The organism is Pseudoalteromonas sp. ABE4_541, from assembly GCF_056312285.1.
On record NZ_JBSVEM010000008.1, the window covers coordinates 133686 to 147298 of the forward strand.

Below are 13613 nucleotides of genomic sequence, written 5' to 3' on the forward strand. Positions count from 1 at the left end.
AGCGTGAAATCGGTGATGCATGCACAGAGCAGCATCACCTTTGAAAACAAAATTGCAGATGGCAGACATAAAGTATGAAAAAACCAAAGGTAGCGATATTAGGGTTTGGTTTGGTTGGTCGAGTTGCGGCTTTAATGCTACAAGAGCGGTATCAGCTGAGTATTTTTGAAGCGGCCGACACGCCAGACAACAATGGTGCTGGTGCGCTTGCTGCAGCAATGCTTGCCCCGATGGCTGAATCGGTGATCTGTGAGGCGGATCTTGCACTGATGGGTGTTGAGTCTATGGCATTATGGCCCAAACTATTGGACTCGTTGCCTTTGCCTGTGATGTATCAACAAGCTGGAACGCTAATCGTTGCACATCAGCAAGATATGGGCGATTTACGTAGCTTTGAACAACGTTTAAAACCGTTAGCTGGGCATCAGGCCTTGCATGTTACAAGTCATGATATTTCAAAACTAGAGCCTGAATTGGCAGGGCGTTTTCACCAAGGTATTTATTTACCTAGTGAAGGGCAGCTAGATAACTTGGCTTTTTACAAAGCAAGCTTTGCGCAGCTGCAAAATACCGAATGCCAGTTCTACTTTGGCAAACGGGTCATGCTTGAGCGCAATAAACAGGGTGTTGCACAAGTAAATGGCGAATCGTTTGATTGGGTTATTGATTGTCGTGGTATTGGTGCTAAATCACAGCGAGATGGTTTGCGCGGCGTGCGAGGAGAGGTTGCACGTATCTATGCACCAGAGGTGACCTTTACTAGACCCGTGCGGCTAATGCATCCACGCTATCCTATATATGTCGCCCCGAAACCGAATAATGAGTTTGTTATTGGCGCAACCGAAATCGAATCACAGGATGATGGACCTATTACGGTACGCTCAACCCTTGAGCTACTTTCCGCGGCTTATACAATTCATAGTGGTTTTGCTGAGGCGCGTGTTATGGCGATAAGTGCAGGGCTAAGACCGGCTTTTAGCGATAATCGCCCACACATTACTACCGAGGGCAATGTAATTAGTATCAATGGCCTATATCGTCATGGTTATTTGCTTGCACCAGCCGTCGTACAGCAAGCATTGAGTAAGGAGTTATTGTGAAAATAATATTTAATGGTCAGACGATGGAATCAAGCGAACAAAGCCTGCAAGCATTTATCAACAGTACAGAGGCTAAAGAGCCTTATGCAGTGGCGCTAAATGGCCAGTTTATGCCACGTAGTCAATGCCAATCAACGATGCTGAATGACGGTGACAGTATTGAACTGTTATCGCCTATTCAAGGTGGGTAAGTGATGAGAGAAGATAAACCGTTCACTATTTACGGGCAAACGTTCGAAAGCCGTTTGTTAATAGGCTCAGCCTTGTATCCATCGCCACAGGTCATGCAAAAATCAATTAAGGCGTCACGGTCACAAATTGTCACTGTTTCACTGCGCCGTCAAAACTCAGTTTCAGCAGGGGAAGATTTCTGGCAACTTATTAAAGAAACAGGCTTGACTGTGTTGCCAAACACCGCCGGTTGCCACAGTGTCAAAGAAGCTGTGACACTTGCGCAAATGTGCAGAGAAGTGTTTGCCACGGATTGGATCAAGCTAGAACTGATTGGCGATGAATATAACTTGCAACCCGATCCGGTTGCTTTGTTGGAAGCAACAGAAACCTTACTGCAAGATGGCTTCAAAGTATTACCTTACTGCACGGATGATTTAGTATTATGCCAGCGTTTGGCTGCGCTTGGTTGCGAAGTGTTGATGCCTTGGGGGGCGCCCATTGGTACAGGAAAGGGCCTATTAAATCCATATAACCTTGCCATGATCAGACAACGTTTACCTGACATGACTTTGATTGTTGACGCAGGGTTGGGCCTACCGTCCCATGCCTGCCAAGCGCTGGAAATGGGGTATGATGCCGTATTGCTTAACTCGGCAATTGCAGGAGCAGGGTGCCCAGTTACAATGGCCTCAGCATTTAACTTTGCGGTGCAGGCGGGTCGAGCAGCTTATGTTGCGCAGGCTATGCCAGAAAAAGACGTTGCCGCGCCATCCACCCCCACCATGGGAATGCCGTTTTGGCATCAAAATTAATGAATAAATAGGAGTCTGAAATGGCACAAGTAGTTTGGAGTATTGCGGGTTCGGACTCTGGCGGTGGTGCAGGCATTCAAGCGGATATTAAAGCCATGCACAGCTTTGGTGTGCATGGCTGCACCGTTGTCACAGCGCTTACAGCACAAAATAGCATGGGAGTTGAGGCCTTGAACTCAACCTCAACTGAAGTGATAGAATCTCAATTGCAAGCTTTAGCAACCGACCTGCCTGCCCGTGTTATTAAAATAGGCATGCTTGCTAATGTGCAGCAAATACAGCTTGTTGCAGAGCACATAAATTACTTCAAAACGAAATGGGCAGAGCCACCTCTGGTAGTCTATGACCCTGTCGCCATTGCTAGCAGTGGCGATCAGCTCACTGAAGAAGACACTATTGATGCGCTAAAAACGCATTTGTTACCGCTGGTAGATGTGATCACGCCTAATACGCAAGAAACGCAGTTACTCACGGGCGTTTATCTAATTGGCCCAAGCGCGGTACGTGAAGCCGCACAAAAGCTGCAGCGCTTGGGTGTTGGTTCAGTCGTGATTAAGGGCGGACATTGGGATTATCCGCAAGGTTATTGTGTCGATTACTGTATATCAGAAGAGCAAGAATATTGGCTGGGCAATGAAGCGGTGAATACACCGCATACTCATGGCACTGGGTGTAGTTTATCCTCAGCCATCGCGGCTTGCTTAGCTAAAGGCTACCCGTTAAAGGATGCTTTTATTTTGGCCAAGGCTTATATCAATAAAGGCTTAGCACAAGCGCAGCGATATGGAGAGGGAATTGGCCCGGTTGCTCATACTGGCTTTCCTGAAGCGTTAGAGTACTACCCACAGGTGATCGAAGCGGGCAGTTGGCTTGCTGATGAGTTGGAGTTTGAGCAACCGAATCCATTTAATTTTGCAGCAGGTTTTGCCGATACGGATGGTGATTTGGGGTTGTATGCTGTCGTAGATAGCATTGATTGGGTGGAGAAGTGTTTATCGGCTGGTGTACCTACTGTACAGCTGAGGGTTAAAAATGCTGACCTCGATACCCTCGAAAACGACATCCAGACCGCAGTCACTTTAGGCCAAAAATATCAGGCACGGGTGTTTATTAACGATCACTGGCAATTGGCTATTAAGCATGGTGCTTACGGTGTGCACTTGGGACAAGAAGACCTCAGTGACGCGAACTTGCAAGCCATTCAGCAAGCTGGGTTACGATTGGGGCTGTCCACGCATGGCTTTTATGAAATGCTCAGAGCACATAATTATCGTCCCAGTTATCTGGCTTTTGGGGCAATTTACCCGACCACGACCAAAGACATGACGGGACTAATTCAAGGGTTGGAAAAGCTATCTCACTTCGTGCCCTTGATGGCTGAACATTATCCAACGGTCGCCATAGGCGGAATTGATCTATCGGTAGCACCTGATGTTGTCAAAACTGGAGTCGGCAGCATTGCCGTGGTCAGAGCGATTACTGAATCTGACGACTACGCTAAAGCAATCGAGCAACTTCAAGCTTCTTTGGAGCAACACTAAGCAATGGCGCTCGATGATAAAGAGCGACTGAGATATAGCCGTCATTTGTTGCTAAAAGAGATCGGGGAGCAAGGTCAAATTGCGCTCAAAAGTGCTCATATTGTTGTTGTGGGTTGTGGCGGTTTGGGCAGTCCCGCGCTGTTTTATTTGGCGGCAAGTGGTGTCGGTACGCTCACTTTTATAGATGACGATGAAGTAGAACTGTCTAACTTACAGCGCCAGATCTTGTATAAAGTCAGTCATATAGGCCAAGCAAAAAGTCAGGCTGCGAGCAAGGTATTAGCGAGCTTAAACAACAAAATTGTGCTTAACCCCACCCATGCTCAAGTCACAAGTGATAATGTTCATGCTTTGCTGGCGCAAGCAGATATTGTACTTGATTGTAGTGACAACTTCGAAACCCGCTATTTGCTAAACAGTTATTGTTTAGAACACAAAAAAGTCTTGATCTCAGGTGCGGCCATCGCGACTTCAGGGCAAGTCATGTGTTTTGATTTTCGAGAGAACGGACCTTGTTATGCCTGTGTATTTCCAAAAAGTGATAGTGTAGATAATACCAACTGCGACAATTTTGGCGTATTGAGTCCGTTGCTTGGTGTAATTGGTGCTCAGCAAGCGTTGTTAGCTGTGAACACCGTTTTAGGCCATCACAGAGGGAGTTATTTTGCGAGTGTAGATGGTATGACGCTTAAGCAGAGCGCTTGGCAAATTATCAAAGACCCAGATTGTGGTGCATGTAGTACTAAAGTGTAAAAGTATTAAGGCCAATACGTCGATTGGCCTTAGGAGTAAAGTTGCTACTTTGTGATGGTTGCGAACGGCGTACCCATCCGTGTAACTGTTTCCGGTAGTTCACTGTCTAAAAAGTTAGCTTGATTTGCGCCCCAGGCTAAAATCACAGTTGAGCCAAGTTTAAAGCGACCCATTTCCTCGCCTTTTTTCAACGACACAGCATTACTACCAGTTGCTGGGTAATCCCAACTGAATACATCTTTGCCCGCCGGTGGCGTTACCGTGCCTGCCCAAATGGTTTCGATGCTGGCAACGATGGTTGCCCCTACTAGCACCATGGCAAGCGGGCCAATTTCGGTGTCAAAGATGGCAACCACACGTTCGTTACGCGCAAACAGGTTAGGTACATTCTGCGCGGTTAACGGATTGACTGAGAATAAATCACCCGGTACGTAAATCATACGCTTCAGCGTGCCATCAATTGGCATGTGAATACGGTGATAATCTTTGGGAGCCAAGTAAATAGTCGCGAACTTACCGCCATTAAAAGGTAAAAAGTCGTCTTCTTTTCCACCGAGTAGAGTTTGCAAACTGTAATCGTGTCCTTTGGCCTGAATGATTTGTCCATCAACGACGTCACCCAGCTGGCTAATCGCGCCATCCACTGGGTGAGCAATGATATTGCTTTCTTGTGCCAGTGGACGAATACCAAGCTTTAGAGGCCGAGTAAAAAACTCATTGAATGTTTTATAATGAGCAGGGTCTTCATGTAGCGCCTCACTCATATCAATTTTGTACTGTTTGATAAATAACTTAATTAATTGCGTGGTCAGTGCACCCGCCTCTGCGGCAGCAAGTTTACCGACTATGCGTGATAACGCGTGCTTTGGCAGTGCGTACTGCATAGCAATTTTAAATTTATCCAAGTTCACGTTGTTATTTCCTGTAAAAATTTTGCTGATAGTAGCATAGATTTAAACACGCGGTGCGCGAGCACCTGCGCGACCATCGGCCATCGATTCTAAAATACGATGATAGCTGTCAAAGCGTAACTCGCTTATTTTACCTTCGTTGACGGCTTCAACGAGTAAGCAACCAGGATCATTTAAATGCTTGCAGTCACGAAAACGACAACCCCCGATAAATTCTCTAAATTCTTTAAAGCACCAAGTCACGCGTTCTACTTCCAAGTGCCAAAGGCCAAATTCACGAATGCCTGGTGAGTCAATTAGATTACCGCCACTAGGAAGGTGATGTAAACGTGATACTGTTGTGGTGTGTTGTCCTAAACCACTGTTTTCAGATACTTCTTGAGTTAAAATATCTGCATTGGGCAATACTGTATTAACCAAAGTTGATTTACCGACACCAGATTGGCCAACAAAAATATTGTTTTTTCCCGCAAGTTGTTGCTTTAACTCGTCGATACCTTCACCGGTTTTATTGCTCACTAACAAGACTTGATAACCGAGCTCTCGATATATATCTAAAACCTCTTCGATATATTGGCGGCTTTCATCATCCAGTAAATCTACTTTGTTGAGCAGAAGAATAGGCTCAATACCCATATCTTCACAGGCAACTAAGTAACGATCGATAATATGCGGTGTGAACTCGGGCAGCACTGCAGACACCATGAGTATTTGGTCGATATTCGCTGCGACCACTTTCACTCCGTCGTAAAAGTCGGGACGAGTCAGTTGCGAACGGCGTTCTTCTGTGGTTTCAATTACACCAGCTAAGTCACCATCGCTCACCTTAGCGCGGCGGAAGAATACTTCATCACCACAAACAAGGCTCTTTATCGTTCGTCTGATATTGCAGCGTAGTATGTCTCCTTGCGCTGTTTCAATATCGGCATGTTGGCCAAAGCGGCTGATCACTACGGCAGGTTCAATTGGACCTAGGTTATCTGTTTGCCATGTGGTCTCTAGTTGGCTTGCATCCAGCTGTTTCGCTTTGTGCAAACGCTTTTGATGGTTGGCGCTGATCCGTCTGGATTGGCCTTTACTAAGTTTTTTCTTTTTTGCCATGTTAATTTGGTCTACCGCCAGAAATAAGATAATTTGTTTAAATTTGCCTATTCCTGTACTGTTTGTTTTGTGAGCTGCATGTAATTGGTCTATAACTCAATTAAATGCCCCGCTTTTTAAAAAAAAGCTTTAGGTCAACTGGTGAAGCTAATATGATATATCTAATTGCATTGGATCTAAAGGAAAGTACCGCTAAGGTAGTCTATGTCGTTTAATGAATCTAACTTGATCTGGCTTGACCTCGAAATGACGGGTCTAGAACCTAAAACAGATAAAATCCTCGAAATTGCCACCGTGATCACCGATTGCGACCTAAACATATTGGCGGAAGGCCCTGTTATTGCGATTCATCAAAGTGATGAACTGCTCGATGGTATGGACGAGTGGTGCACTAACCAACACGGCCGCTCTGGCTTAACTGCACGCTGTAAAGCCAGCAAGTTAACGGAAGAAGACGCCATTAAACAAACGCTCGATTTTCTTAAAGGCTGGGTACCGCCAGCTAAATCACCGATGTGTGGTAATTCAATTGGCCAAGACCGTCGTTTTTTAAATAAATATATGCCTGAGCTTGAAGCGTATTTCCACTATCGAAATCTAGATGTAAGTACCGTAAAAGAGCTAGCTCGTCGCTGGAAGCCTGAGTTATTAGGTGAAGTGAAAAAGAAAAGTTCACACTTAGCACTCGACGATATCAAAGATTCCATTATGGAATTAAAAATCTACCAAGAAAAGTTCTTCAATATTTAAAAAAATACTTGCAAAGCATTTTTTATGTTGTAGAATCCTGCCCCGCTTAAGACGAGAAGCCTTGCGGGGTTTTTAATCTAAAGTAAAGAAAAATTGTATGCGGCACTAGCTCAGCTGGTAGAGCGCGACCTTGCCAAGGTCGAGGTCACGAGTTCGAACCTCGTGTGCCGCTCCAAATTTTCTTAATATGCTCTATGACTGTTTAGAATCACCTCATCAGTCAAAAATTATGAGTAACTATGAAGCGGCACTAGCTCAGCTGGTAGAGCGCAACCTTGCCAAGGTTGAGGTCACGAGTTCGAACCTCGTGTGCCGCTCCAAATTTTCTTAATATGCTCTATGACTGTTTATAAGCACCTCATCAGTCAAAAATTATGAGCACCTATGAAGCGGCACTAGCTCAGCTGGTAGAGCGCGACCTTGCCAAGGTCGAGGTCACGAGTTCGAACCTCGTGTGCCGCTCCAATCTTTTGATATCCCACTTAATCAAAATTATTCTTCCTCATATAATTACTATTGAATCTAGTTGTTTAGCGCGGTCTTGCATATCATTTCAACCTTTTGATTACCTTCGATATTTCAAAAAAACAGTTCCTAATAAAAGTTTATATTGCTTAATAATCCGACTACGCGTAAAATACGCGCTCTTTCGGCTATCACATTTAGTTCCTTGCCTTCACCCGACTGGCCGAAACGGGATAAGGCTATATTAACCGTAAGGAATATCCATGCGTCATTACGAAATCGTATTCATGGTTCACCCAGATCAAAGTGAGCAAGTACCTGGTATGATCGAGCGTTATACTGGTTCTATCACTGAAGCTGGCGGTACTATCCACCGTTTAGAAGACTGGGGTCGTCGTCAATTGGCATACCCAATCGAAAAGCTTCATAAAGCACACTATGTTCTTATGAACGTTGAAGCACCAACTGAAGTAATCAACGAGCTTGAGACTTCTTTCCGCTACAACGATGCAGTACTACGTAACCTAGTTATGCGTACTAAAACTGCTGTAACTGAAGCATCTCCTCTTGTAAGAGAAGAGAAAAAAGAAGCAGCTACTGCTTAATCGTTATTGACTCTGGACATTTGAGGGTTTGCGGTGCAACAACAGGCTGACCTGTATACAAATCAATATGTGCTTTCGGGCGTGATTTGTAAAACACCCAAATTTAATCAAAGCCCAGCAGGCATTCCACACTGTATATTTGTGCTTGAGCATAAATCAATGCAAGTAGAAGCCGATCTTAACCGTAACAGTTATGTTCGACTTCAGGTGGTCGCCAGTGGGCAGCAATTCCAGGATCAAACTCAGCATTTATACGTTGGGCAAGCAATACAAGTTCGAGGTTTTTTAAACCGCCACGAAAGCCGAAATGGCTTGAGTCAACTGGTATTACACGCACAACATATTGAAAGAATTAATTGAGGAAATTACTCATGGCACGTTATTTCAGACGTCGTAAGTTCTGCCGTTTTAAAGCGGAAGGCGTACAACAAATCGATTACAAAGATCTAGCTACTCTTAGAAACTATGTAACAGAAAGTGGCAAAATCGTACCTAGCCGTATCACAGGTACTAGCGCTAAATACCAGCGCCAGCTAGCAACTGCTATCAAGCGTGCTCGCTACTTAGCCCTTCTTCCATACACTGACTTACACAAGTAAGCAGCTGACTAACAGTTTTTAAAAGGTGTAGAGACATGCAAGTTATTCTACTAGACAAGATCGCTAACCTAGGTAGCCTAGGTGACCAGGTTGTTGTTAAATCTGGCTTCGCACGTAACTTCTTATTCCCTAAAGGTAAAGCAGTTCCTGCGACTAAAGCAAACATCGAAACTTTCGAAGCACGTCGTGCTGATTTAGAAGCGAAAATCGCTGAAGAATTAGCTGCTGCACAAGCACGCGCTGAGAAACTTGAAGCATTAGCAGAAGTTACATTAGTTTCTAAAGCTGGTGACGAAGGTAAGCTATTCGGTTCTATCGGTACTCGTGACATCGCTGACGCTATCTCAGCTGTTGGTGTTGAAGTTGCTAAATCAGAAGTTCGTCTACCTCTAGGTACTATCCGTGAGACTGGTGAATTTGACGTAGCAATCGCAGTACACTCAGACGTAACAGCTACTATCAAAGTAATCGTTATCGCTGAAGCTTAATTTATAAATTAAGCAAAACCGTGCACGCCAGTGCACGGTTTTTTATTTTCCTATCTGAATATACAAAAACAACTCTAATTTCAGTACTTATCTTGTTATTTCGTGCACATTATTAATGTTACAGAGCACCAATTATTAGTAATAACGGAATAGGCATATAAATTTTGTCATCTAATGGTAGGTTCAAATATCAATTTTTGATAACCAGTGTTAACTTATAAACACAATTAATAGTAATTAAGTACTGCTATAATTATTGTTATAATTTTAACCGTATTAATTGACAGCGCTGTCCTTTATTTGGGGAGTTATCTGGAGGCTTAATGAAGAATTTTCAAGGTTTTTCAATGACTGAGTTACTGGTTGCTGCGGCAATTGTGTCAATTTTGGGGATGGTTGCATATCCGACTTATATTGAAGCACTCATCGATGGGCGGCGTTCAGAAGCACAGCAGGAATTATTAAAAACAGCTGTGGTACTTGAGCGATTTTACTCTCGAAATGGGGTTTACCCAGCAAAAAATGATTTTAACGGCTTACCAACATTAGAGTATTACACCTTCAGTTATGACCCGAGTGCCCTGACAGGCCAAACCGAGCTTCGATCATATGTATTGACTGCAACGCCAAAAGACGGCGTACAATCTCAAGACCCATGTAGTGCGTTAACGCTTAATCAAATTGGCACGCAAGGAGCTGCAATAGATGATTGTTGGTAGGGGAAAAAGCACTGGGTTTACCCTTATGGAACTGCTTATTACGTTGTTAATTTTGGGTATTTTATCAACATTGGCCATGCCATCATTTATGCAACAAATTAAGCAGGATCGGCTCACAAATAACACGAATTTGTTGAGTGCATTTTACAAATACTCTCGCAGTGAGGCTGTCAAACAGTCTAAAAGCGTGCAATTGGTCACAACGAGCGATGCTTGGCTATTGCAAGCCGATGATGGTACGGGCACATTGGAAACATTAGATCAATTTTCAGTGTCGAACAGCTCTATTCAGATCAGCTATGTTGATAGAACGATTAGCTCTACAGGGGAACTAGATCAAGCGATAGATATTCTAATTACTGATAATGATAGCAGCACGGAAGACTATCGTTTTTGTGTATTACAAAGTGGGCAAAGTTGGATAGAAGAGGCGACAAACACTTGTTAAAAAATAAAGGCTTTACGTTAGTAGAAATATTAGTGTCTATGTTGATCGCCAGCATTGCGTTGTTGGGCTTGGCTGCAACCCAGTTAAGATCGCTGCAATTTGCAACGAATAGTTTTGATTACACCGTTTCTTTGATATTGAGTCAAAACGCGATGGAGCGTATATGGTCACAACTGTGTACCATACAGCATGCAAATCCAAGTTATTACAATGATGCCGGTTTTCAAAGTGCACTGTTAGCACCACAAGACTTAAGAAGCTCATTCACGGTCGATGTCGCAGAGAACTATCCAGCAAACAATAGTATGGCAATTTCTGTTACTTGGTTCGATGCGCGTGTCAATACCTATTTGGATAGCAACCCCGATGCACAGATGAGTACTGAGGCTGGCAATAATACCGATAAAGTCACAATTAATGCAACTTTCGTCGATCTGCCAAGTACTTGTACCCCAACAGCAATATTGTGAGTATTGATATGAACAAAGGGTATTCTTTAGTTGAGTTAATGGTTGCACTGGCTGTTGGTTCAGTGTTACTGATTGGTATCGCGATGTCTTATTCAGCCATAAAAGGGACTGTGACTTCAGCGCAAGAGCTTGCCAATGCACAAGAAGTGATCCGTTATACGCAACAGATTATGTCTAGAAGTATTAAGCAAACGCCAAGTGCGCCGAGCATTTCCGTAGACAGTTTGACTATTACGGTGCAGCAAGACCCATTTAGCCCTTCGTGCCAAGGGACTGTACCTACCATTACGTACGATGAGGTCTATACTTTAACTAATGGCTATCTTACTTGTGAGATTAAAGACAGTAGTACAGCGGCCAGTTTGGGCGTTGCTAATTTATTAAAGGGATTAGAGGCATTGACATTTAGTAGCAGTGCCAGCGGTTTGTTGGTCGATGTAACCGTTCTCCCAGAAAATGTACCAACACAATTTGCAGGCGGTATCGTGATTAGCCTTGCTGCCACTCGAGTAATAATGGTGAGGTGAATGATGAATAGGCAAAAAGGGTTTACCCTTGTCAAGGTTTTGCTGCTCAGTACGATGGCAGGCGTTATCGTATTTGGTGCAATGAAAGAAACGCTCGTACAGGAGCGTTTATCTGGTAATTTTCAAAAAAGCATGAATGCTCGATTCTTATCGGAAAAGGGGATTTATGAAATGGCTGCTAAGCTTAGAGAAAAGCTTGAAGCGAGCCCATTCTTATCTAGAGATGAGCTCGTCGCGGCCCAAGATCCATTTACCGGCGGTGGAGAAATTGGGGACGATTTAAAGTATGACGTGAGTGCACATGTTCATCCTGACTATGATGACATTATCATCATCATCAGTTCGGGTGAGCGTTATAGTGGTGACTCAAATGATAAGATCATTGCCTATTACAAATTTACGCCTGCTAGTAAGTCTCCTATTAATGATAGTTTAATTGCCGGTTGTACTGGGGTAACCCTAAAAGGCAGTGGCTTAATCGACAGCTATGACTCATCTCTTGGCACTTATGAAGAAACCAAAGGCAGTAACGCGTTGATTCGTACCGGTGGTAACAATGCCGATGTTAATTTAAAAGGGCATTCTATTATTAAAGGAGACGTAAGTTCAGCTGGAGGAGTTTTTCTTACGGGTTCTTCGCCTATTTATGGTGATGTTAAAGCTAATGACAATGTAGAAATCTCCTCCGGGGGGGGAGTTCGAGTTGATGGTAATGTATTGACTGTCAGTAATATTATTCACAAAGGTGGAGAGATCACTGGCTATGTGCGTGCCAATGGCAATGCAACGATGAAGTGGGGAGCATCAATAGGTAATAATGCTGGTGATGAATTTGATATCCAATATGGCGGTTCAGGTACGTTTCCTAATGGCAGTGACTTTACACAAAATGGCATTCACTACTCAGCAAGTCACTTTAATGTCAATCCTAATATTACACCTTTGAATAAGTACGCAGCAGATTCTCAAGAGTGTGATCCCATTTCAATTGTCGCAAGCATAGAAAATGTGATTGGAGATAGTGATGCGTTTGCTTCTATTGATGTAGGGTCAAATGAAAATAGCGTCTTTTCACCAAAGTGGATGTATTTCGACTGCCGTCGTGATGACGACGACGATGATGACGACGACGATGATGACGACGACGACGACGACGACGATAACGATAACGATGATGACGATAACGATGATGACGACGATGACAGCTATGACGGCTATGACAGTTTAGATGGCGATGATGATGACGATGACGATGACGATGACGATGATGACGATGATGATGATGATGATGACGATGATGATGACGATGATGATGACGATGATGGTAAAAATAAAAATAAAAATAAAAATAAAAATAAAAACTGCGATGACAACAATAGCTCTAATATCTTAAGTGCAATCCAAAAGGACGTATACTTGTTCGATGAGACTGGTCAGGCATACCAAGATGTAGGTCCAGATGAAGAGCTTGAGTATGTGTTTGGTATGAAAGACTTTTCTCTAGGAAGTAATGGTACGGTAACCATCGAAGGAGGAGATGTGATCTTTCTAATCGATGGTGATTTCTCTATTGGCGGCGGCTCATCGTTCACTATTAAAGAGGATAGCTCGTTGACATTAATAGTAACTGGGAATGTAAGCCTCGGGGGGAGTGCCGATATTAAAGTTGAAAAACATGGCTTGACGACGAGTGGGCACCCAGCATTTAGCATATATACGAGTAATGATGGTAAGGCGGTGAAAGTTAGCGGCAGCAGTGATATGTATGGTTTAGTTTATGCGCCGCGTGCAACGGTAGAAGTGAAAGGAAGTGGTGCGATATATGGCAGCATTCTTGGCTCTTACATCGATGGTAGTGGAAGCGCAGACTTTCACTTTGATGAAGCATTAAAAATGTTCTCTAATGGGACAACATCAGGAAATAGCGGTTCTTCTGGAGGGAGTGGTACGACTAACAAGGCAACTCTAACCTTTGATCGTTGGTTTTATAGATTACCAGAGAGTATTCAATCCACACCTTCGGAATAAACGTTAAAACACCTACTTGAGTAATGCTGGTCAACTTGTAAATTGGCTGGCATTACTTAAATTTCTGGTGGTGTTTAGATGAGAAAATATTTATTGCGTTTGCTTAATAGTCATTCGAGTCT

The 13613-nt window shown here is 43.6% G+C and carries 17 protein-coding genes and 3 tRNA genes; 18 read left to right on the forward strand and 2 right to left on the reverse strand.

The annotated features are described in order from the left end of the window. Positions 1-74 precede the first annotated feature (74 nt). From ACW689_RS10110 to ACW689_RS10130, 5 genes are read left to right on the forward strand one after another with little or no spacing between them, the layout of a single operon-like run. Positions 75-1100, forward strand: a complete 1026-nt coding sequence (locus ACW689_RS10110; RefSeq protein ID WP_476290911.1) for an FAD-dependent oxidoreductase — start codon at positions 75-77, stop codon at positions 1098-1100. Then, positions 1097-1291: a sulfur carrier protein ThiS gene (gene thiS, locus ACW689_RS10115; RefSeq protein ID WP_476290913.1), complete on the forward strand. Its 195-nt coding sequence runs from the start codon at positions 1097-1099 to the stop codon at positions 1289-1291. The genes ACW689_RS10110 and thiS overlap by 4 nt, the downstream gene beginning before the upstream one ends. A gap of 3 nt (positions 1292-1294) precedes the next feature. Beyond that, positions 1295-2086, forward strand: a complete 792-nt coding sequence (locus ACW689_RS10120) for a thiazole synthase (protein WP_476290915.1) — start codon at positions 1295-1297, stop codon at positions 2084-2086. A gap of 20 nt (positions 2087-2106) precedes the next feature. Further along, positions 2107-3627, forward strand: a complete 1521-nt coding sequence (gene thiE / locus ACW689_RS10125; protein ID WP_476290917.1) for a thiamine phosphate synthase — start codon at positions 2107-2109, stop codon at positions 3625-3627. A gap of 3 nt (positions 3628-3630) precedes the next feature. Further along, positions 3631-4380: a HesA/MoeB/ThiF family protein gene (locus ACW689_RS10130; protein ID WP_476290919.1), complete on the forward strand. Its 750-nt coding sequence runs from the start codon at positions 3631-3633 to the stop codon at positions 4378-4380. 44 nt (positions 4381-4424) lie between these two features. On the opposite strand, the gene asd is transcribed toward ACW689_RS10130, so the two are convergent. Further along, the gene (gene asd, locus ACW689_RS10135) at positions 4425-5291 is read right to left on the reverse strand and encodes an archaetidylserine decarboxylase (protein ID WP_476290921.1); all 867 of its coding nucleotides are present in this window, start codon (positions 5289-5291) and stop codon (positions 4425-4427) included. Between the two features lie 42 nt (positions 5292-5333). Next, complete coding sequence (rsgA, locus tag ACW689_RS10140) at positions 5334-6392, reverse strand: small ribosomal subunit biogenesis GTPase RsgA (RefSeq protein WP_476290923.1); 1059 nt, start codon at positions 6390-6392, stop codon at positions 5334-5336. A gap of 204 nt (positions 6393-6596) precedes the next feature. On the opposite strand from rsgA, the gene orn reads away from it, so the two are divergent. The 13 genes from orn to ACW689_RS10205 all read left to right on the forward strand — a co-directional run bounded on the left by orn (position 6597) and on the right by ACW689_RS10205 (position 13491). Next, on the forward strand, positions 6597-7142 hold the full coding sequence (gene orn, locus ACW689_RS10145; RefSeq protein ID WP_476290925.1) for an oligoribonuclease: 546 nt from the start codon (positions 6597-6599) through the stop codon (positions 7140-7142). A 99-nt stretch (positions 7143-7241) separates the two neighbouring features. Next, positions 7242-7317: transfer RNA gene (locus ACW689_RS10150), tRNA-Gly, on the forward strand. Between the two features lie 69 nt (positions 7318-7386). Next, positions 7387-7462: transfer RNA gene (locus ACW689_RS10155), tRNA-Gly, on the forward strand. A 69-nt stretch (positions 7463-7531) separates the two neighbouring features. Next, positions 7532-7607, forward strand: a tRNA-Gly gene (locus ACW689_RS10160). 263 nt (positions 7608-7870) lie between these two features. Next, complete coding sequence (rpsF, locus tag ACW689_RS10165; protein WP_070986357.1) at positions 7871-8212, forward strand: 30S ribosomal protein S6; 342 nt, start codon at positions 7871-7873, stop codon at positions 8210-8212. 33 nt (positions 8213-8245) lie between these two features. Next, positions 8246-8572 carry a primosomal replication protein N gene (priB, locus tag ACW689_RS10170; RefSeq protein ID WP_476290927.1) on the forward strand — a complete coding sequence of 109 codons (327 nt, stop codon included), beginning with the start codon at positions 8246-8248 and terminating at the stop codon, positions 8570-8572. 11 nt (positions 8573-8583) lie between these two features. After that, on the forward strand, positions 8584-8811 hold the full coding sequence (rpsR, locus tag ACW689_RS10175; RefSeq protein ID WP_002962753.1) for a 30S ribosomal protein S18: 228 nt from the start codon (positions 8584-8586) through the stop codon (positions 8809-8811). 35 nt (positions 8812-8846) lie between these two features. Next, a complete protein-coding gene (gene rplI / locus ACW689_RS10180) occupies positions 8847-9299 on the forward strand; it encodes a 50S ribosomal protein L9 (RefSeq protein WP_476290929.1) in 453 nt (150 codons plus the stop codon). A 323-nt stretch (positions 9300-9622) separates the two neighbouring features. Then, complete coding sequence (locus ACW689_RS10185) at positions 9623-10018, forward strand: type IV pilin protein (protein ID WP_476290931.1); 396 nt, start codon at positions 9623-9625, stop codon at positions 10016-10018. Beyond that, positions 10005-10466, forward strand: a complete 462-nt coding sequence (locus tag ACW689_RS10190; RefSeq protein ID WP_476290933.1) for a pilus assembly FimT family protein — start codon at positions 10005-10007, stop codon at positions 10464-10466. Before ACW689_RS10185 ends, ACW689_RS10190 begins: the two co-directional genes overlap by 14 nt. Then, positions 10460-10936, forward strand: a complete 477-nt coding sequence (locus ACW689_RS10195) for a prepilin-type N-terminal cleavage/methylation domain-containing protein (RefSeq protein ID WP_476290935.1) — start codon at positions 10460-10462, stop codon at positions 10934-10936. The genes ACW689_RS10190 and ACW689_RS10195 overlap by 7 nt, the downstream gene beginning before the upstream one ends. An 8-nt stretch (positions 10937-10944) precedes the next feature. Beyond that, positions 10945-11463, forward strand: a complete 519-nt coding sequence (locus ACW689_RS10200) for a PilW family protein (protein ID WP_476290936.1) — start codon at positions 10945-10947, stop codon at positions 11461-11463. Further along, the gene (locus ACW689_RS10205; RefSeq protein ID WP_476290938.1) at positions 11464-13491 is read left to right on the forward strand and encodes a DUF7305 domain-containing protein; all 2028 of its coding nucleotides are present in this window, start codon (positions 11464-11466) and stop codon (positions 13489-13491) included. It abuts the gene before it with no gap. Positions 13492-13613: the final 122 nt, after the last annotated feature.

What these genes read in the sequence shown, in the direction of transcription:
- rplI (WP_476290929.1), top strand. Translation starts at nt 8,847, where the DNA reads ATGCAAGTTATTCTACTAGACAAGATCGCTAACCTAGGTAGCCTAGGT.
- rpsR (WP_002962753.1), top strand. Translation starts at nt 8,584, where the DNA reads ATGGCACGTTATTTCAGACGTCGTAAGTTCTGCCGTTTTAAAGCGGAA.
- ACW689_RS10205 (WP_476290938.1), top strand. Translation starts at nt 11,464, where the DNA reads ATGATGAATAGGCAAAAAGGGTTTACCCTTGTCAAGGTTTTGCTGCTC.
- ACW689_RS10190 (WP_476290933.1), top strand. Translation starts at nt 10,005, where the DNA reads ATGATTGTTGGTAGGGGAAAAAGCACTGGGTTTACCCTTATGGAACTG.
- thiE (WP_476290917.1), top strand. Translation starts at nt 2,107, where the DNA reads ATGGCACAAGTAGTTTGGAGTATTGCGGGTTCGGACTCTGGCGGTGGT.
- ACW689_RS10185 (WP_476290931.1), top strand. Translation starts at nt 9,623, where the DNA reads ATGAAGAATTTTCAAGGTTTTTCAATGACTGAGTTACTGGTTGCTGCG.
- ACW689_RS10110 (WP_476290911.1), top strand. Translation starts at nt 75, where the DNA reads ATGAAAAAACCAAAGGTAGCGATATTAGGGTTTGGTTTGGTTGGTCGA.
- ACW689_RS10120 (WP_476290915.1), top strand. Translation starts at nt 1,295, where the DNA reads ATGAGAGAAGATAAACCGTTCACTATTTACGGGCAAACGTTCGAAAGC.
- ACW689_RS10200 (WP_476290936.1), top strand. Translation starts at nt 10,945, where the DNA reads ATGAACAAAGGGTATTCTTTAGTTGAGTTAATGGTTGCACTGGCTGTT.
- orn (WP_476290925.1), top strand. Translation starts at nt 6,597, where the DNA reads ATGTCGTTTAATGAATCTAACTTGATCTGGCTTGACCTCGAAATGACG.
- rsgA (WP_476290923.1), bottom strand. Translation starts at nt 6,392, where the DNA reads ATGGCAAAAAAGAAAAAACTTAGTAAAGGCCAATCCAGACGGATCAGC.
- ACW689_RS10130 (WP_476290919.1), top strand. Translation starts at nt 3,631, where the DNA reads ATGGCGCTCGATGATAAAGAGCGACTGAGATATAGCCGTCATTTGTTG.
- rpsF (WP_070986357.1), top strand. Translation starts at nt 7,871, where the DNA reads ATGCGTCATTACGAAATCGTATTCATGGTTCACCCAGATCAAAGTGAG.